The following is an 18650-nucleotide window of genomic DNA, read 5'->3' on the forward strand; positions in this document are numbered from 1 at the left end:
AAATAGGGCTATAAATGAAGTTGACATATTATAAAAAACATGTAATATTAGAATATTAAGGATTTAAGTTATGGCGAAATATGTTTTACCTCAAGATGAGCTTTTAAGAGCTTCTAATTGGATAAGTAATTTCTTAATGCGTGAAGGATATCATGCAGATTACACTATAGAAAGTTTATCAGAGATAGATAAATTTTTCAAAGAGAAACTTAATTTGGTTTTAGAAAGTGATAATAATAGAAATTTTATATTTTCTATTAGTGCATATATAGGTGAAGTTATAAGAATGAAATATCATGGCTCTTGGGAAGTATCTCATAATATAGATTTAGATGATGAAACTATTGGAATAAGTTTTAAAAATCATAAAACTATATATCCGCTTAATATTACATTAGAACTTATACAGAAAAAATATACAATGCAGGAATATTTAAAAAATAACTTTTAAATTGTTCTTTTATTGTAGAATTGTTATATTTTAAAAGAAAGGTTTTTTATTATGATTTCATTAAACGAAGTAGAAAAATATATAAATAATTCTTATGTCATTTTAGACTTAAAAGCTACTAACAAAGATGAAGCTATTAGTGAAATGCTAATATATTCAGAAGCTAATGGTTTGAGAATTAATATAGCCCAAACTATAGAATCAATGTATAAAAAAGAAGATATAATAAGCAGCGGTTTAGGTTATGGTGTGGCTTTTCCTCATGTGAGAACTAATGAAGTAGAAGATAATGATTTAATATTTGCAGTTTCCAGAAAGGGACTTAATTATTCTGCTCTTGATAAAAAACCAGTTCATTTGCTTACTATGTTTTTAACAAATAAAAATAGTAATGAAAAATATTTGGGGCTTCTTTCTCTTTTTACAAAGATTTCAAGAATGAGTATGTACCCTGTTATTTTATTAGAATCAAAAACTGTAGATGAGTTTAAGAGTAAATTAAAAGATATATCTAAAGAAATGTTGGGAGTAAAATAAAATGCCTAAAGTTACTGCTATAATACCTGCAAGATATGAATCAACTAGATTTCCTAGAAAATTAACTTATGAATTATTAGGAAAACCTATAATAATAGCTGTATATGATAATGTTAAAGCTGCCAAAAAAATAGATGATTGTATTGTGGCTACTGATTCTAAAGAGATAATGGAAATTTGTGAAAAAAATAATGCTAAGGCTGTAATGACTTCCACTGAGCATACTTCCGGCACTTCAAGAATAATAGAAGCGGCAAAGAATATTGATTGTGATATTGTTATTAATGTTCAAGGTGATGAGCCTCTAATTGATGAATCTGTACTTAATCCTTTAATAGATGCTTTTGATGACAATAATGTTGAAATAGCTACTTTGAAAACTAGAATACTTGATGACAGCGATTTGATAAAAGATGAAAATGCTGTTAAAGTTGTTACTGATATTAATGATTATGCGATGTATTTTTCCCGTGCTACTATTCCTCATAAAAGATTCGATCAAAATATAAATGCTAAATACTATAAACATATTGGTGTTTATGCATTTAGAAAAGACATTCTTTTAAAAATAGAAAAATTACAAGAATGTGATTATGAGAATATAGAAAAACTTGAACAGTTAAGATGGCTTTATAATGGAATGAAAATAAAAGTTTTAGAAACTAAAAAATTTTTGCATGGTATAGATACTATGGAAGATTTAGAGTTTGTAAAAAATTATATAAGAAATTTTGCTCAAGATGAATTAAATAATGAAAATTTATATAATTAATATTATTTAATTCTTTTTTCTATATTTTTACCTTAATTTCAGCTATTAGAAATATATAAAAAAATATTAAGAAATAAAAAGTATGACAGAATTTGTCGGTACCGTTTGTTATTATTTTTATATATAGTTTTTTATAGATGGGGGTAAATTATGTTTGAAAATATTTTAATTGTATTATTGTTAATATTATTTTTGTGTACAGATTTTGACGAGTTATTATTTAATATATTAAGTAATATATTTGATCTTATAAAGGCTGCTATTTTATTTATTTTGTTTTTAAAAAGAGTTATAGTAGGTACATTCTTCAATTTCTTATATGATATTTTAGTAGAGCCTATTATTTATATATTTGGTATTATTAAGAATTCTTTTAAATAAATATTTTACTTATTATAAACTTTTTGATTTTTAAATTATCAAAATATTTATTATAAGAATAATTTATTTAGAAAAGTATTATATAAAAAAGTTCTTGCCTTTGTTTATTAATTTCTTATATTATCAGTATAGATTTGTGATATAAAGCTACAATATATGAATTTATTGTCACATAAATATTTGGGTTTATTAATGAATGAGAAAGGAGGATTAAATATGACTAAATTGCTTGATAGTTTTAATAATAATGTATGTGTTTTCATAGATGATGAAGAATATAATTTATTAATTAATGAATACAATGATATAATAGAAAATATAGAAGAATAAGCCTTATTTTTTCCCATAAAAAGCCTATGCATTTACTGCATAGGTTTTTTTATTATAATTTTCTTTTTTATATTTTTTAACGCACGGTTAGTCAATTCTATTTTATGATTAATATTTAATTTTTATTATTCTTTATTTCTTGTTTTATTTTTTCGTGCGGTAAATAAATTAATAACTTTAAAAACATTTTGGGTGGGCATGCTTTTTTAATTGAGGCAGTAAAGAAGTAAAGACTAAAATTTAAAAATGGAATAATAAAGTATAAAGGGTGGCAGATGTAATTAAGCTTTAAAGTTTTATTTACATTCCCGCCCTTAATTCTTTGTAGATTTATTTTGAAATTATAATTTAAATTGCTTTGACACTTTATTAGAAATTAAGGCACCCGCCCAAGTTATTTTTAAATTTAAAATCTATTTAACTCACGGTAAATGCATTATCATTTATGATATAAATTGTATAATAATATAATTATATTTATGATTTATACTGCGTGCGATGGGGTTATGTTAGGTAAATAGAACTTAAAGAAGTTGACAATAAATAAAAAATATATATACTATACATTAATATAGATTAAAAAATGATAAGAGGTGAATTTATGAACTTAGAAGAAAAACTTGCAATATATTATCAAGGCTCTGCTATAGAAGATGATATGGAGAAATGCGAAGCTACAAATGATTTCAGTAAAATAAGAAGGAATCCTTATGATTATTTCCATTATAAAGAGGAATTTTTGAAAGATTATTTTTCTATAGAAGATGAGAAATTAAAGAAGAGATATGAACATTTCATGAAGATACTTATTTATGAAAAAGATAAGGAAGGAGAAGGCGGAACTAGATATGTTATTTTTGATTATATAGTCAATAGAGATTTTGAAAAGTCACTTAGATATCTTGTTTATGGATATGAGAAAAGATATAAAGAACAGTCAAGAACTTTAAATGGTGAAACTTTAATATATACAGTTTTTGAAGATTTTAATAAATACTTCAGTAAAGAGTTTCAAGAATACACAGATAAATATATTGATATTATTAATAACAATGATAATAAAAAAATATTAAAAAAAATGGATAGAGATGCTGTAATACCATTGATTGCAATATGTTTTGTTATAAAAAATAATAAAGAATGCGATGAGAAATATATTAATGCAGCTATAAAATCATTCGATGTTCTTCCTAATCTTTATGATACTTTAAATGTTATTGCTGCTATCTTAGATAAAAATGAGGCTATAAAAAATAAATTTATAGAAGTGCTTAATAATAATAAAGAATATATTATTGATATGAATATTGAACTTGGAGAGTATTTAAGATTATTAGATTATACAAATCCTTATAAAGCTAAAGAGAAATTTTTTAAAGCTGTAAATTATCCGAATGATTTCGGATTTATAGCAAAACATTTTAAAGATTATTTTCATTATGAATTTATTTATGGGGCAAGAGATTTATATTTGAATCATAAAGAAGATTTTTATAAAATTTATAATTTTGTAGAAAATAGTTTAAATAGTGATAGGTATAATAATAATAGAAATAATGATAGAAACAAAAGAATATTTATAGTTCTTAGCGGTGTTTTACTTGAACATAATGATAATAATTTAGATGCAAATAATTTAAAAAAATCTGTAACTGTATTAGAAACTATAGTTAATAAATTTACAGAAGATAAGTATAATGGCTATAATCCAAGACCTACTTTTACTACTACAGAAAAAATAGAAGAAATATTTGATAAAGATAAAAATAAACTCTTTGATACGCTTATAGATTATTATACAGACAAAAAAAATGCATACAGGCTATACAGCAGCAGATGGGATAGTGTTCCTGAAGTTAGTCTTGATACAGAACTTTATTATTTATTCTCTTTATTTAATTATGACATTGATGAAATGAAAAACTATAAAAAGTTTGCTCTTGATATTTTTAAACATTTACCAATTCAGATTGGAATAAGAAAATATATAGAAGTGCAGGCATCTATAGGAAATAAAACTTTAAAAGAAGTTATTGATAGTTTATTAAATAATAAAGAATTGAATATTACATTAAAAGAAATTTTATTATCATATTATTTTGATTATGCAGGAGATATTTCAAATTATTATTATGACTATGGCGGAAAATATCTTCCTACTCTATATAAAGAGCTTAGATGCGTAGATGAAAATAATAATGTTATTATAAACAGTGTAAAAGATGAATTACTAAAAAGCTATTTTGAAGATATAACAAATATTTTAAATGATGATAAGTTTATAAAAGATAATATAGCAGGCAGCAAAAATGCAGCATTAGATATATTAAGAACATTGTATAATAAATGTCATTATAATGATTATCATTTAGTTTATACAGTTCTTGAAAATACAAAGAGAGCCGAAGTAAAAAGACATTGTATTAAAGTTATTTCTGATAATGAATCTATTACAAGACCTTATGTTGAGAAGATGTCAGAGAAAGCAAGATCATCAGAACTTAAAGGAGCATTAAAAAATATTATTAAGAATTGGAATCTTAAAAAATACGGTGACTATTTCAAAAGTATTGATGAGGCTTTGGAGTTTATTGACACTTACTACAATAAAAACTATGAGAAAAATATAAAATTCTTAGATGATGTTCATTTGACAAAAGTTTTATACAATAATGGAACATTGGCTGATGAGAGAATATTTAAATATATCATCATGGAATATATGAATTTAGTAGAGCCTGCAAGATTAAAAGACTGCGACATGCTTGCTGAAATTCTTGATACTTCTTCATTTACTAATGCTTTGGAAATGTTATATATTCATTGGAAAGACTCTAATTATGAAGCAACAAAAAAGAATATTTTAATACCTTATTTAATATATTCTGATGATTTAAAAATAGATAAAGTTTATCCTCTTGTAAAAGAGTTTGCAAAAAGTTCACGCACTGTTATGGCGGCATTTATTGTAAAATGTATGGCATTAAACGGAAAGAACTATGCATTAATATTAGTAGACGGTCTTACAAGAAAATCACCTACAGCAAAAATAAAAGAAGTGGCAATAGAAACTATGGAGAATGCTGCTTATATGCTTGATATGACAGCTGATGAACTTTCAGACAGAATAATACCTAATTTCGGATTTAGTCAAAAAGGTGAAAGAGTTCTAAATTACGGCGGAGAAGCAAGAAGAACATTCACATTATCAATAGACAATAATCTTGAACTTACAATTACAGATAATGAAAAACAAAAAATAATAAAATCACTTCCGGCACCAAACAGCAAAGACGATAAAGCAGAAGCTGACAGTGCTAAAAAAGAATGTACGACTCTAAAAAAAGAAATAAAAACTTTGATACAGAATCAGAAAATAAGACTTCAGAAAGTTTTATTAAACGGCAGAAAATGGACTTACAACAATTTTAAAACTGTATTTGTTGAAAATCCAATAATGAACATATTTGCTTTGAAACTTATTTGGGGTGCTTATGATGAGAACAACAATTTAATACAAAGTTTCAGATACATGGAAGACGGTACTTTCAATACAGTTGATGAAGAAGAGTACACTTTACCGGAGAACAGTTTAATAACTTTGGTTCACCCTTCAGAATTAGATGCTGATACTATAGCCAAATGGAAAACTCAATTATCAGATTATGAGATATCGCAGCCTATAGAACAGCTTGATTTCAAATATGAAGAGATTAAAGAAGAAGACATAAAAGAAGATAAAATTCATTCTCTTGACTCTAAGACAATAAAGGCTGGTGTATTGATGTCATTAGCTACTAAGTACGATATGGCTAGAGGCGAAGCTATGGACGGAGGAACTTTCTGCGAGTACATATTAAAAGATACTTATCTCAACATATCCGTTCATCTCTCATTCGATTATATGTATTTCGGAATGGACGGTAATGAAGATATTAATTTCGGTGATATTGAGTTTTGTGAAATAACTGACGGCATTGAAACTTTGATTAATCCTTTAAAAGTTAATAAGAGATTTGCTTGTTCAATTTACAGTATAGTGAAAAGCGTTTTTGGAGATTAATTTTTATTTATTATAATACGCACGGTAAATAGATTAAAAATTTAAACTAGTTAATAATTAAAAGTGCAATTATTAACTAGTTTTTTATTATATATACATAAACAACTATATTTTGTCAAAATAATTTTTTTAATTTAAAATATTTGCAGGGCTTTGCCCCGCGCCCCACTTCTTTTGTTGCCACAAAGAAGCAAAAGGGCTATATTTTAGCTTAAATTAATAATTTATTATACATGTAAAACAAAATTAATATTATTTAGTTACCAATTTTATACTTGCACTTTTTGGTTCTTTTTGCGGCAGGAAAAAGAACAATAAAAAAAATTGACAAACTTTAAAATTTTATATATACTAAAAATTTTAATTACTTGTTTTTAATAATAATTCTTCTCGCTGTTTTTCCCAATATTCTTTATATGAAATGGTATCATTAAAAATAATAAATTTTTTATCATCAGATAGTTTAAATTTGTCTTTAGAAAAGTGTTTCATATCATCTAGTAACTCTATGGCTTTTGATTTATTAGTATTTATTAAATTATTTATAATATTAACTTCTGACAATAGATATTCATGTCTTTTCTCATCAATTTCTTTGTGAATATTTGAAAGTAATTCTTTTATTTCATTCTTATAACTTTCATCTTGTATTTTTTTATAATATTTGTTTCTATCATTATAAGCATCAAATACATATTGGTAATTTGAATAATTCATCTCATTATTAATAGCATTTGCAAAATTAATAAAAAAGTTTGTAGACATATTATCATATAATTCTTTTTTATATTTTTTCACAATACCAGCTTCATTAATATCAGCCAAAGGATAAATATATTTTAAATATAGAGAATTATTTTTATTATATGCATCATTAAATTTTTTATTTTCTATCAAATTAGAAATTTCACTGCTTAATGAATTAATATATTCAATGTTCTTCTGCTTGTAATTATTAGTATATAAATATCCATATACTGTAGGAATACCAATTAATATTAAAAGCATTGACACTAAATATAAAACTGATTTTATTAAATTAGCCGTATAAAATTTAAACCTAATATTAAATAAATAATGATAACTTATAAACCATATTAATGCTGTAATTCCAGTTATTACAGAAGCAGGCAATATAGATAAAAATATAAATTTAACTATTCCGATATTATATGCATTGGCATCTACTAACATTGATATAAAAAATGATATTATAAAAACTATAGGCAAAACTATATTCATTTTATCATAATATCCATATAAACTTCTTAAAACATTATTTTCTCTATAGCTTTTATATTTAAAATATAAATTACTAAAACGTAAATTTATATTATTTCTATTTTTAAATATAATATCATCATAGCTATATGACCTGTAAATATTTTCTGCTACTATTTTAGGGATAAATTTTACTTCATCATCATTGTTGTTATTTACTATAAATAATGTCCCTATAGTTGGGTTATTAGAGACAACGGTATAGAAATCAGAATTGTTATAAAGCTTCATAGTACATTTAGCATTACTATTATCTATATTCGGACATTCATAATCTGCTGAATATTCTTCATTAAGCCAAGCTTCAAATGTATCTAAAGCATATTGATATAATTCAAGCACATAAGAATCTCTGCAATAAGATTTAAAAGATGAAGTTATACCATTAATTAAATACTCTTTATTTTGCTTATTATTTTCTGATAATATTAATTTAGAATCATTAAGCATTAATTGTTCTGTTAAACTTATATTATTATTTAAAAGAATCATATTTTGTTTAACAGCAGACATTTTTGTTCTTGCTGTATTTTTAAGGGTAGGTAAAGCTTCATAAAATTTTTTTCTTTTATCTTCTAATGCTTTTTGTTTTTTACTATATCCTAAAAATGCTCCTGCAGCTGCTGCTCCAAGTCCTACTAATGGATTTATAAAAAAAGCAGATAATACTCCTATTCCAGCAACTGCATTTCCTAAATCTATCCAAGGCGATGCCAATCTATCTATTGTTGCAAATATATCATCAAGCTCTTTTTTTATTTGTAAAAACTCTTCATCATTTAATAATCTATTAGACATTTATTTATCTCCATTACTTTAATAAGTTAATTAACATTTGGGATATTGTCATATTAAAATTATTGACCATATTTAAAAGTTCTGTTCTATGCTTTATTTCTGATTCATTTATTGTATCTGTAGGTATACTTAATACTTGCTGAGCAAATAAATTCAAATTGTTGGAAATATTATTAAGCATATTAGAGGTTAAATTAAAACTATGTTTAAATTTTTCTAAATCAATATCTGCTTTTTTCATCAAATATTGAAATTGTCTTTCTATTACCATCATATCTTTTTCTATCTCTTTCATACTCACAACTGCTGATGCAATTGTTCCTACTATTCCGCCTGCTTGCTGTGAATTATTTAATTCATTTAAAGATCTGCTAAGTTTATTATTTACACTAGTTAATTGATTATTGATATCATTAGATGTATTTTCATTCATAATATTGTTACTCCTTAAAAATTATTTTGTTGCTACTTTGAAAACTAAAATAGCTAAAAGAACTATTATTATAATTCCTATTCCTCCAACTATTAAAAGCCCCCATTTCAAAAATTTTACTATACCTCTTAATGAACTATTGGCATCAAGAAGTCCGTTTTGTACTCCATTAAGTCCTCCTACAATTAAAAATAAAGCATCCTCAAACCACCCCACTATTGGTATTACATCAGGCACTAAATCTACAGGAGAAACTGTATATATAGCTGCTAAAATTAAAGGTATCCAAGGCAGTATTCCTGATTGGGCAGGTTTGTTGGAATTATTATATTCATTGTAATCACTCATAAAAACTCCTATTATTTTATTATAATGCTGGTGCTGTTTTCCATTGTTAATTCCATTAGGATGCCTTGGACAATTTTGAGAAGTTAATGAACTTAAAGAAGTAAATGAACTTCCGCAATATTTACAAATGTAACTAGATTTTTCGCTACCCTCATAAAGTTTATGCTTTCCTTTATTAATACCGTTTGGGTGTCTTGGACAGTTTTGTGATAATAAAGAAGCTGCTGTAGAAAATTTGGATCCGCAATATTCACAGTAAAAATTTGACATAATATTCTCCTATTTTATTTTTTATTGCAATGCCAAAAGAAATGGCATTAATATATTTAAGTATTTCCAAAGATTGAAATAAATTTTTGATAGTTATTTGATAGAATGAGTTTATAAAGTTTAATAAGATATTATAATGCGATGCGATGCGATGCGATGCGATGCGATGCGATGCGATGCGATGCGATGCGATTAAATAACATAATCAATTAAACCTTATATTAGTATTTCATTAATTAAGTATATACTATAATATTTATTTGTCAATATTTTATGTCTTTATATAAAAATAAAAATTATTGTTGGTATTTTATTTATTAATACGCACGGTAAATAGATAAAAAAATTTAAACTAGTTAATAATGCAGTTAGTGTTATTAATTAGTTTTTTATTTATCGTGCGGTTTATACACTAAAAATTTAAATAACATTAGGGCGGGTGCTTTTAAATTCTTTTTAAGCAAATAAGAAAGAATAAATTAAAATTATAAATGAAATTAATAAAGAATAATGGGTGGGATTGTAATAAAAGTTTTAAAGCTTAATTACATTTGCCCGCCCTTTAGGCTTTCAATCTTTCTCTCTCATTTTTGTATTATTTTTCTTTTTTACTTCCACTGTTATTTTAGCTGCCCACCCAAAATTTTTTTTAAATTTAGAATGCATACAACGCACGTTAAACTAAATCGAAAAATATAAATCAATTAATAATACAACGTTTATTATATTAAAAAATCAGCTCACCGTGCGGTATGTAAATTTTAAATCTAGTTAAAACAGGTGTTTGATCTCATTTTTTATACTATACCTAAAAAGTATAGTTTGTTATAAATAATAAATATTTGATATATATAAATATTTTATTATAATAACAATAATTATAATAAAACGGAGGACATTCTAATGATAAAAACTTTTTTAAAAAGGGCAGTATTATTTTCAGTATATATGCTTTTTCCTATAAGTACAATTATGGCACAGAATAATACATTGAAATGGGATAAAACTTTTAAAAAAAGTGATAAAGTAACAGTAAAAAAATTATCATTCTATAATAGATTAGGAATAAATATAGTTGCTGATTTGTATACACCTAAAGATATTAATACAAATCAAAAATACAAAGCATTAGTTATAGGCGGACCTTATGGAGCTGTAAAAGAGCAGGCAGCAGGAGTATATGCTCAATCTATGGCAGAAAGAGGATTTGTTACTATAGCATTTGACCCTTCTTATAATGGAGAAAGCGGAGGTTCTCCTCATTATACAGCTTCTCCTGAGGCATTTGCTGAAGATTTTAGTGCTGCTGTTGATTTTCTTGGAACGCTTGATTATGTTGATAGAAATGAAATAGGAGCTATAGGAGTATGCGGAAGCGGAAGTTTTGTTTTGAGTGCTGCACAGATTGATACAAGAATAAAAGCTATAGCAACTGCAAGTATGTATGATATGGGCAGAGTTGCACGTCAAGGTTTATATGATTCTGTAACTGCTGAAGATAGAAAGAAAATGCTTGATGATATTTCTATGCAAAGATGGAATGAATATGAAGGAGGTGAGAAAAAATACCAAATAGGAACACCTGAAACTATAGATGAAAACTCTCCGGATATAGTAAAAGAGTTCTACAGTTATTATCGTACAGAGAGAGGCTTTCACCCTCGTGCAACAACTACAATGTCTATTATAAGTACTGTAAGTTTGATGAATTATTATCCTTTGGAGCAGATTGATTTTATATCACCAAGACCTATACTTTTTATAGCAGGAGAAAAAGCTCATTCAAGATATTTCAGTGAAGATGCATACGAAAAAGCAAAGGAACCTAAAGAATTAATAATAATACCTAATGCTAATCATGTTGATCTTTATGATAGAACTGATTTAATACCTTTTGACAAATTAGCTGATTTCTTTAATCAAAATTTAACGAGTAAAAATTAAAGAAGTATAATTGATTTGTCTTTAATAACTTTAAAATATTAAAAAGTTTATACTAGTTAATAATTCAATTTATGTTATTAACTAGTTTTTTATTATCGTGTGGTGTGTAGGCTAAAAATTTAAATAACACTATGGGTTTTTAAATCCTGTTTAAGCAAAAAAAGAAAGAAAGGCTAAAATTACAAATGAAATTAATAAAGAATAATGGGTGGGATTGTAATTAAGTTTTAAAACCTAATTACATTTACCCGCCCTTTAGGCTTTCAATCTTTTTCTCTCATTTTTGTATTATTTTTCTTTTTTATTTCTACTGTTATTTTAGCTGCCCACCCAAGATTTTTTTAAATTTAGAATGCATAAAACGCACGCTAAATTAAAATAGGAATATAAATCGATTAATAATACAATTTTAATTATATTTAAAAATCTGCTCACCGTGCGGCATAAAAATAGGGTATAGAAAAATGATTTCCATACCCTTTTATTTTATAACAATAATGTTTTATTGAGCACTATTAGGATTCAAAGAAGGTAAATACCAAGTTACACCACTGTTAGCACCAAATGCTATAGGTAATCCTGTAACTTGTGATTGTATTTTAGGAACTCCATTGTTTACATCCATTTCAAAGTACCATTCTAAAGCCTCTATAGGTCTTACATAAACTTCTCCATAAGCAGACCAATATAAACTGTGTACAAGTTTGCTTCCTTTTATTCCGTCATCTTCAACTCTGTATCCTATACCAGGTTCAAATATAAAGTTTACTATATCAGTATTAACACTTAAAGATATACTAGGTAATATTCTTAAATCATAAGGGTTTCTGTCATAAGCATCTTGACATGCACTTGCTTCTTGCAAACCTATTACAGTCCAAGCCTTTATATCAGATGTTAAACTACTGTCTATAACAGCTTTTCCTTTAGCATCTAAAGCAGAAGCAAAGTCTATTCTTAAGAATGGATTAACCACTACATTGTCTATTATAGTATTTAAGAAATGAAGTCTTAATTGGAAGCTAAGATTTTTTGCTGAATAATTAACATTAGCTTGTTTATATGAATTTTGACCATAATTGAATTCAAATCTTATATAGTTGAAAGCATCTATTCCAGTATAATATCTTACTTGTGCAGGTATGCTTAAACCGAAATAATCAGTTTTTCCATTTCCTACATCATCTTTTTTACTTATGCTTACAGGTATTGCCACTCTTAAATTATTATTAACAGCATTGAATACTACTACTGGAGTATGTGCATCTACTGTTCCTTCTTGTGCATTATTATAAGTATAATTGTATCCTACACCAACTCCAAAACCGTCTCCAGTATATCCTATACCGCCTGATATAGTAGCTTCTAAATTCTTCTTATTTTTTGTTGTAAATATCTCTCCAGTTAATCCAGTATTTGCTTTAAAGCCGAAAGTACCTTTTATAGTACCGTTTCCTAATGTGAATCCTAATTGATTCATTCTAGCTCTTAACTGATTTTCATGAATAAGGAAAAATAGCCAAGTGTTATCAGCCCATACATACCAAATACTGAACTGCATGCCAACCCAAAAATAACCACTGCCGTTAATAAAAATCTTTTCATTTTGTGTACTCCTAAAGTTTTTTTATTTTATAGGTGTAGTCTAGGAAAATTATCTATGAAAATCTAATTTTTTTTAATATAATTTCTTACTTTTATATGAAGTTTTATTTTTTATGTTTTATTATTGTATATGATAAAATTTCAATGATAGTTTGAGCTAATCCCACTATAATTAGTAATATTAAGTAAAATATATTTACAAAATCTATAAATTTTTATATTCTTTACGGCGATATGTATTAAACGTATTGTAAAAACTATTATAAATCTATATTTTAGGTAAAATTATTGTAAATTTAATGTAAAATATATTGACAAAAACTGTGTTTAGTCTATACTTATAATTGTAAAGATAATTTACAGTAACAAACAACAAAATTAAAGGAGATTTATTATGACAAAAAAATTATTTGCTTTATTAATAACTTTAACAGTAGTTTCTACTTCATCTGCTTTTGCTGATTGGTTGGTTCCAGCTTCTTCACTTCCTCAGAAATCACAAAGTTTGATATCTCAATTATATCCTGATGCTCAGATATGGAAGGTAGAGAGAGATGGAAGAAAATTTGAAGTTAAATTATCAAATGGTGCTTCAATAGACTTTTTAATGAATGGCGATTGGCATAGTATAGACGGTGAGTATAATGGTGTACCTCTTTCTGCTTTACCTCAAAAAGTAGCAAATACAATACAGAATAGTTATCCAGAGGCTGCTGTAATAGATGTTGAAAAAGAATGGGGCAATTATAAAGTAAAATTAAATAACTTTATGGAATTATTTATATCAGCTAATGGACAATTAATGGGACAAAAATTTGATGATTAATATTCAATGATTGTTTATGAAAAATACTGAAAAAAAGGAGGGCTATTTTTTATGGCTCTCCTTTTTTATTGCAATATCCTTAGAAAAAATTTTTTATTCATATTTACTTTAAATTTTTATTATGCTAGCCTTTTGTAAAGTCAACTTTTGGAGGATAGCATGTATCATTCAAGATTTAAAGGAAGTCATTATGAGGCAGGTTTCAAATATGGAAGTATACTTTCTAAAAACAATATAAACCCTTTGGATAAAATAAAAATATCAAAAGAGCGTCAAGACTTTTCTGCAAAATGCATACCAATATATAAAGAATTTTTTCATGAAATAATAGAAGAAATAAAAGGAATGGCTGATGGATTAAGCAGCAATAATATAAAAACGAATTATAAAGATATAGCAGATTTTTTATTTACGATATATGCTTTTACATTTGAAAATAAATGTTCTTCTTTTGCATTTAAAACTGATGATGATATTATTTTAGCAAAAAACAGTGATTTTATAAAAGGCATAGAAAAGTATTGTGATAGTGTATATTATAAATTAAATGATTCATATTCATTTATAGCAAATACAACAGCATTCATTGAAATGGAAGATGGTATTAATGAAAAAGGTCTTGCCTGTGCTTTGACTTTTGTATATCCTGTAAAAATAAATTATGGTTTTAATGCCGGCATGATTGTGAGATACATATTAGAAAAATGTAATGATGTGAATGAAGCTTTATCTTTTTTAGAAGAAGTGCCTATATCATCAGCACAAAATATTATTATAGCAGATAGAAATTCTAATATAGTATTAGTTGAATGCAATTGTGATAAAAAACATATAATAAAAAATGATTATGTATTTACTTCCAATCATTTTACAAGTGAATGTATGAGAGTTTATCAAACGGATTTAGAAGATAATGTGCATTCTCATGAAAGATATAATACATTGGAAAATGCTTTTAAAAACAATAAATATAATTTAGATTTTTCAAAAGAATTATTATCAGGCAAATATGGTTTTATATGTCAGTATGATAAGAAAGATGAAATTGATACTATTTGGTCAAGCATATATTCTATAAAGGATAAAAATATATATAGGGCAGAAGGCAACCCGTCAAGAAAGAGTTTTAAAGAGGATAAAAGATTAAAATTTTCTTATTAAATAATTTAAATATTAATTAAAATATAATTTAAAAATTATTTTAACGCACGGTTAATGAAGCTTGATATATAATTGAATTTAAATTATTAATAACTCTAAGTTGAAAATTTTATTCTGCGTGCGGTGTATAAACAGCAAAGTAAAAAACAACTTGGGTGGGTGTTAAAATAACAGTAAAAAATTGAAAAGAAAAAATAAATAAAAAATAGCATGAAAGAATTTTAAAGAAATAGGGTAGGGTTTTAAATAAAGCTTTAAAACTTATTTACATATCCCGCCCTTTAAAGTTTTTTATTTTAATTAAAAATTATAACTTCATTATTCTTAAAAAGAAATATTGAAAAGATACGCCCGCCCAAGTGCTGATTAGACTTATAACCTTTATAAGCATATCCTCTGTTATAAAGATTATGATATCATTTGTTTTTTCTTAGCATTTCTATAAATGTATATGTACATTATAGCAGCTAATAATATAGAAGCCACATCAGCTATAGGCTGTGCCCATATTATGCCGTTTATTCCAAAAAATTTTGTTCCTAAATATATGGCAGGTACAAAGGCAAGCCCTTGTCTGCATATAGAAAGTACTAAAGAAGGCAATGCTTTTCCAAGTGCCTGAAATGTTGATATAAATACAAATTGAAATCCTATAATAGGAGCCACTGAATATGCTGCTATTAAAAACTTAGAACCATATTCTATAACTTCATCATTTTTAATAAATATTTGTACCAATTCTTCAGAAAATATCAAAGCTATAATTAGAAATATAGTACCAGCTACAAAACTAAATAGACAGGATAATTTTATTGAGGCATTCATTCTTTTATAATTTTTAGAAGCGAAATTATATCCTATAAAAGGCTGAATCCCTTGTCCTAATCCTATAAAAACTAAAAGTACAAGAGTAAATATTCTTTGTGAAACACCAAGCCCAGCAACAACATTATCATTATATTTTGAGGCGAAATTATTTATTAAAATATTAGCTATACTGATAAGAACATTATTCATAAACACAGGAAAGCCAATAGAAAAAACATTATTAAGTATATCATTTGATAATGAGAACTCTTTTATATTTATAGATAAGAAAGTACTTTTTCTAGCTATATGCCATATATAATAAAAAGTAGAGCATGCATTTCCTATGATAGTAGCTAAAGCAGCACCAGCAACACCCATATTCATATAAAGTATCATAATAGGATCTAATATAATATTTATAATAGTTCCAAGCATCATTCCAATCATAGCCTCTTTTGAAGCTCCTTCAGAACGTACTATTTGACCCAATGACATTTGACAAACTACAAATACAGCTCCGAATGCCACTATAAGTAAATAATCTGAAGCGTATTTATATGTATAAGGACTTGCTCCTGATAATTTTAATATCTGTTTTAAAAATATTAAAAATACAGCCATACATACTATACCAGTAATAACACTTGCATAAAATGCAAATGCAGAAACCTGTTTAGCTTTATGATAATCTTTAGCTCCCAAGCTCCTAGATATATACGAAGCTCCTCCAATACCATATATAGAACCGAAAGACATAAGCACCAAATATATAGGCATAGTAAGAGAAACAGCAGCTACCTGATTAGGATCATTAGTTTTTCCTACAAAGAAAGTATCAACCATATTATAGAATACATTGACAAGCATGCCTAATATAGTTGGAAGTGCTAATGTTATTAATGCTTTATATACAGGATAATTTTCAAATACATCAATTTTTTTATCATGTTTATTCATACGTTTCCCAAATACAATTATAATTAAAAAGCATTACATTATATTATATTTTGTTTTAATATCAAGCATTAAATAATTAAATGAATTTTATTATTAATTTTACTATTTCAAATAAGATGATAGTATAAGATAAGCTCCGTATTCAAATCTTTCGTCAGCGTCTTCAAATTTTATTTTTATTTCTGTTTCATCTGAATTGGAAGCTCCGTAATAAATATTTGATACATGTATATATACATTAGCTTTATTGTATGAATCATGAAGTAAATAATAATTAACGAATCCTCCGTCGCCGTCATCTTTTTCTAAACCTAATTTTGATACAGCACCTCTTATTGATCCTACTGTAGTTTTTGAAGGAATTTTTTCAATTAACTCATCTTTTGTTTCTAATGAAAGCTGATTGAAAGGCTGAACTATATCATAATCGGCAAGCTGATCTCTCCATTTTTCTATTAAGGATTTTTCAATTTCTATTGGGCTTACTAAAGTTATAAGGGCATCATCTTTTATTTGTATTTCTTCATCTTCAGAATTATTGAAAGAACCATCTTCCATATATCTGAAAGTTTCTATTAATTTATTGTCTTTGTCATATACTCCCCATATAAGCTTAACAGCGAATGCTTTCATTAAAGGATTCTCAAAAAATATTTCTTTCCATTCTGTTAAAGTCCATTTCCTAGCGTCCATAAATATTAATTGTAAACGCTCTGTTTGTAGTTTTAATACTTTATTTATTTCGCTTTTTAATTTTGATAATTCTTTTTTTGGAATCTCCGGAAAATCTTTAGGCAATGTTTTATATTCTTTATTTTTTATTTCATCAAATATTGATATAGTAAAATCTGATTTCAATGTTATTTTGAATTTTTTACCTTCGCTTTCTATTATTCTAATGCCGTCTTTATTAAAATCAAAGTCTGGTATAATTCTATCTGCAAATGCTTCTTTTGTAATTTGAAGTCTTCTAGTTATATCATTCAAAATTCCAGAACATGTATTTCTTACACTTGTTTGTTTGAATTTTCTTGAGGCTTCATATACAAAAGCTAAAGCCTTTTTATTGGCACTTAATGCAAGAGCTTCAAGCATAAAGCATGCCAATTTAGCCCTATTACTTGCAACGTCTTTAGCCTTATTATAAACTCTTTCAAGCTGAATACTGTTTCCAAATATGCAGTAAGGATAAAGTATTCCTTTTGTTTTGTTGTCGCAATTCCAAATATTATATATATCCTCTAATGCTTTATCAAAACTTTCTGTATCTAAAGCATTACCTATTAAATCAGCATTTCTCAATCTGTAAGCTTCTTTTATATCTAAATATTCACCTATAATATATCTAATTACTTTAGCATCTACATAATTAGTTTTATCTTTGATAAGGACATTAGATATTATTGAATCGTCTATAAATGAAGTAGTTTTATCAAATTTTTTATTATAATTTTTTTCTACAAAAGCATTAATTTCTTCTACGGTCATGATAATGAAGTCCTTTTATTTTATTGATAATATTATAATGAAATGATTTTTAATTCAATTTATATATTTTGTATAGAATTTATTTAATAAATACTAAAAACATTTTAGTATATACCTAAACAATTATATTTTGTCATAAATAGTTTTTTTGAATTTTTAATATCTGCAGGGCTTTGCCATTACGAAGTACGCAGT

General features: G+C 25.9%; 14 protein-coding genes and 2 pseudogenes. 9 read left to right on the forward strand and 7 right to left on the reverse strand.

Going from position 1 to position 18650, the window contains the following annotated elements; translation table 11 throughout:
- Positions 1-70: 70 nt before the first annotated feature.
- From R4K56_RS12515 to R4K56_RS12540, 6 genes are all read left to right on the forward strand, one after another.
- Positions 71-451, forward strand: a complete 381-nt coding sequence (locus tag R4K56_RS12515; protein ID WP_297295604.1) for a hypothetical protein — start codon at positions 71-73, stop codon at positions 449-451.
- Positions 452-502: 51 nt separating this feature from the next.
- Entirely contained in the window at positions 503-988 is a 486-nt protein-coding gene (locus R4K56_RS12520) for a PTS sugar transporter subunit IIA (protein WP_297295606.1), read from the forward strand.
- Between the two features lies 1 nt (position 989).
- Entirely contained in the window at positions 990-1760 is a 771-nt protein-coding gene (gene kdsB / locus R4K56_RS12525) for a 3-deoxy-manno-octulosonate cytidylyltransferase (RefSeq protein ID WP_335772729.1), read from the forward strand.
- A gap of 150 nt (positions 1761-1910) precedes the next feature.
- A complete protein-coding gene (locus tag R4K56_RS12530; RefSeq protein ID WP_335772730.1) occupies positions 1911-2141 on the forward strand; it encodes a hypothetical protein in 231 nt (76 codons plus the stop codon).
- A gap of 192 nt (positions 2142-2333) precedes the next feature.
- Positions 2334-2471, forward strand: a complete 138-nt coding sequence (locus R4K56_RS12535) for a hypothetical protein (RefSeq protein WP_335772731.1) — start codon at positions 2334-2336, stop codon at positions 2469-2471.
- A gap of 601 nt (positions 2472-3072) precedes the next feature.
- On the forward strand, positions 3073-6534 hold the full coding sequence (locus R4K56_RS12540; RefSeq protein WP_335772732.1) for a DUF4132 domain-containing protein: 3462 nt from the start codon (positions 3073-3075) through the stop codon (positions 6532-6534).
- Positions 6535-6894: 360 nt separating this feature from the next.
- Here the strand turns inward: R4K56_RS12540 and R4K56_RS12545 are convergent, their stop codons facing one another.
- The 4 genes and pseudogenes from R4K56_RS12545 to R4K56_RS12560 form a co-directional block, all read right to left on the reverse strand.
- Positions 6895-8613 (reverse strand): hypothetical protein, encoded by a 1719-nt coding sequence (locus R4K56_RS12545; protein ID WP_300758221.1) that lies wholly within the window; start codon positions 8611-8613, stop codon positions 6895-6897.
- A gap of 13 nt (positions 8614-8626) precedes the next feature.
- On the reverse strand, positions 8627-9046 hold the full coding sequence (locus R4K56_RS12550; protein ID WP_300758218.1) for a hypothetical protein: 420 nt from the start codon (positions 9044-9046) through the stop codon (positions 8627-8629).
- Positions 9047-9067: 21 nt separating this feature from the next.
- Positions 9068-9394, reverse strand: coding sequence for a YkvA family protein (locus tag R4K56_RS12555; RefSeq protein WP_335772738.1), 327 nt, complete (start codon positions 9392-9394; stop codon positions 9068-9070).
- A 19-nt stretch (positions 9395-9413) separates the two neighbouring features.
- A pseudogene (locus R4K56_RS12560) lies at positions 9414-9664 on the reverse strand (hypothetical protein).
- A 903-nt stretch (positions 9665-10567) separates the two neighbouring features.
- Here R4K56_RS12560 and R4K56_RS12565 point away from each other — a divergent pair.
- Positions 10568-11608, forward strand: coding sequence for an alpha/beta hydrolase (locus R4K56_RS12565; protein ID WP_335772733.1), 1041 nt, complete (start codon positions 10568-10570; stop codon positions 11606-11608).
- 502 nt (positions 11609-12110) lie between these two features.
- Here R4K56_RS12565 and R4K56_RS12570 read toward each other — a convergent pair.
- Positions 12111-13213, reverse strand: a pseudogene (locus R4K56_RS12570) (cell surface protein).
- 394 nt (positions 13214-13607) lie between these two features.
- On the opposite strand from R4K56_RS12570, the gene R4K56_RS12575 reads away from it, so the two are divergent.
- Positions 13608-14039 carry a PepSY-like domain-containing protein gene (locus R4K56_RS12575; protein WP_335772734.1) on the forward strand — a complete coding sequence of 144 codons (432 nt, stop codon included), beginning with the start codon at positions 13608-13610 and terminating at the stop codon, positions 14037-14039.
- 159 nt (positions 14040-14198) lie between these two features.
- On the forward strand, positions 14199-15200 hold the full coding sequence (locus R4K56_RS12580) for a C45 family autoproteolytic acyltransferase/hydolase (protein WP_335772735.1): 1002 nt from the start codon (positions 14199-14201) through the stop codon (positions 15198-15200).
- A 408-nt stretch (positions 15201-15608) separates the two neighbouring features.
- On the opposite strand, the gene R4K56_RS12585 is transcribed toward R4K56_RS12580, so the two are convergent.
- Positions 15609-16967 carry an MATE family efflux transporter gene (locus R4K56_RS12585; protein WP_335772736.1) on the reverse strand — a complete coding sequence of 453 codons (1359 nt, stop codon included), beginning with the start codon at positions 16965-16967 and terminating at the stop codon, positions 15609-15611.
- 102 nt (positions 16968-17069) lie between these two features.
- Positions 17070-18455 carry a DUF4132 domain-containing protein gene (locus tag R4K56_RS12590; RefSeq protein ID WP_335772737.1) on the reverse strand — a complete coding sequence of 462 codons (1386 nt, stop codon included), beginning with the start codon at positions 18453-18455 and terminating at the stop codon, positions 17070-17072.
- Positions 18456-18650: the final 195 nt, after the last annotated feature.

It is taken from the genome of Brachyspira pulli (assembly GCF_036997785.1).
Lineage (GTDB): Bacteria > Spirochaetota > Brachyspiria > Brachyspirales > Brachyspiraceae > Brachyspira > Brachyspira pulli.

Bases quoted from the DNA above. Each gene is read 5' to 3' on its own strand.
- R4K56_RS12580 (WP_335772735.1), top strand. From the start codon at position 14,199: ATGTATCATTCAAGATTTAAAGGAAGTCATTATGAGGCAGGTTTCAAA.
- kdsB (WP_335772729.1), top strand. From the start codon at position 990: ATGCCTAAAGTTACTGCTATAATACCTGCAAGATATGAATCAACTAGA.
- R4K56_RS12520 (WP_297295606.1), top strand. From the start codon at position 503: ATGATTTCATTAAACGAAGTAGAAAAATATATAAATAATTCTTATGTC.
- R4K56_RS12550 (WP_300758218.1), bottom strand. From the start codon at position 9,046: ATGAATGAAAATACATCTAATGATATCAATAATCAATTAACTAGTGTA.
- R4K56_RS12590 (WP_335772737.1), bottom strand. From the start codon at position 18,455: ATGACCGTAGAAGAAATTAATGCTTTTGTAGAAAAAAATTATAATAAA.
- R4K56_RS12540 (WP_335772732.1), top strand. From the start codon at position 3,073: ATGAACTTAGAAGAAAAACTTGCAATATATTATCAAGGCTCTGCTATA.
- R4K56_RS12575 (WP_335772734.1), top strand. From the start codon at position 13,608: ATGACAAAAAAATTATTTGCTTTATTAATAACTTTAACAGTAGTTTCT.
- R4K56_RS12565 (WP_335772733.1), top strand. From the start codon at position 10,568: ATGATAAAAACTTTTTTAAAAAGGGCAGTATTATTTTCAGTATATATG.
- R4K56_RS12535 (WP_335772731.1), top strand. From the start codon at position 2,334: ATGAATGAGAAAGGAGGATTAAATATGACTAAATTGCTTGATAGTTTT.
- R4K56_RS12585 (WP_335772736.1), bottom strand. From the start codon at position 16,967: ATGAATAAACATGATAAAAAAATTGATGTATTTGAAAATTATCCTGTA.
- R4K56_RS12515 (WP_297295604.1), top strand. From the start codon at position 71: ATGGCGAAATATGTTTTACCTCAAGATGAGCTTTTAAGAGCTTCTAAT.
- R4K56_RS12555 (WP_335772738.1), bottom strand. From the start codon at position 9,394: ATGAGTGATTACAATGAATATAATAATTCCAACAAACCTGCCCAATCA.
- R4K56_RS12530 (WP_335772730.1), top strand. From the start codon at position 1,911: ATGTTTGAAAATATTTTAATTGTATTATTGTTAATATTATTTTTGTGT.
- R4K56_RS12545 (WP_300758221.1), bottom strand. From the start codon at position 8,613: ATGTCTAATAGATTATTAAATGATGAAGAGTTTTTACAAATAAAAAAA.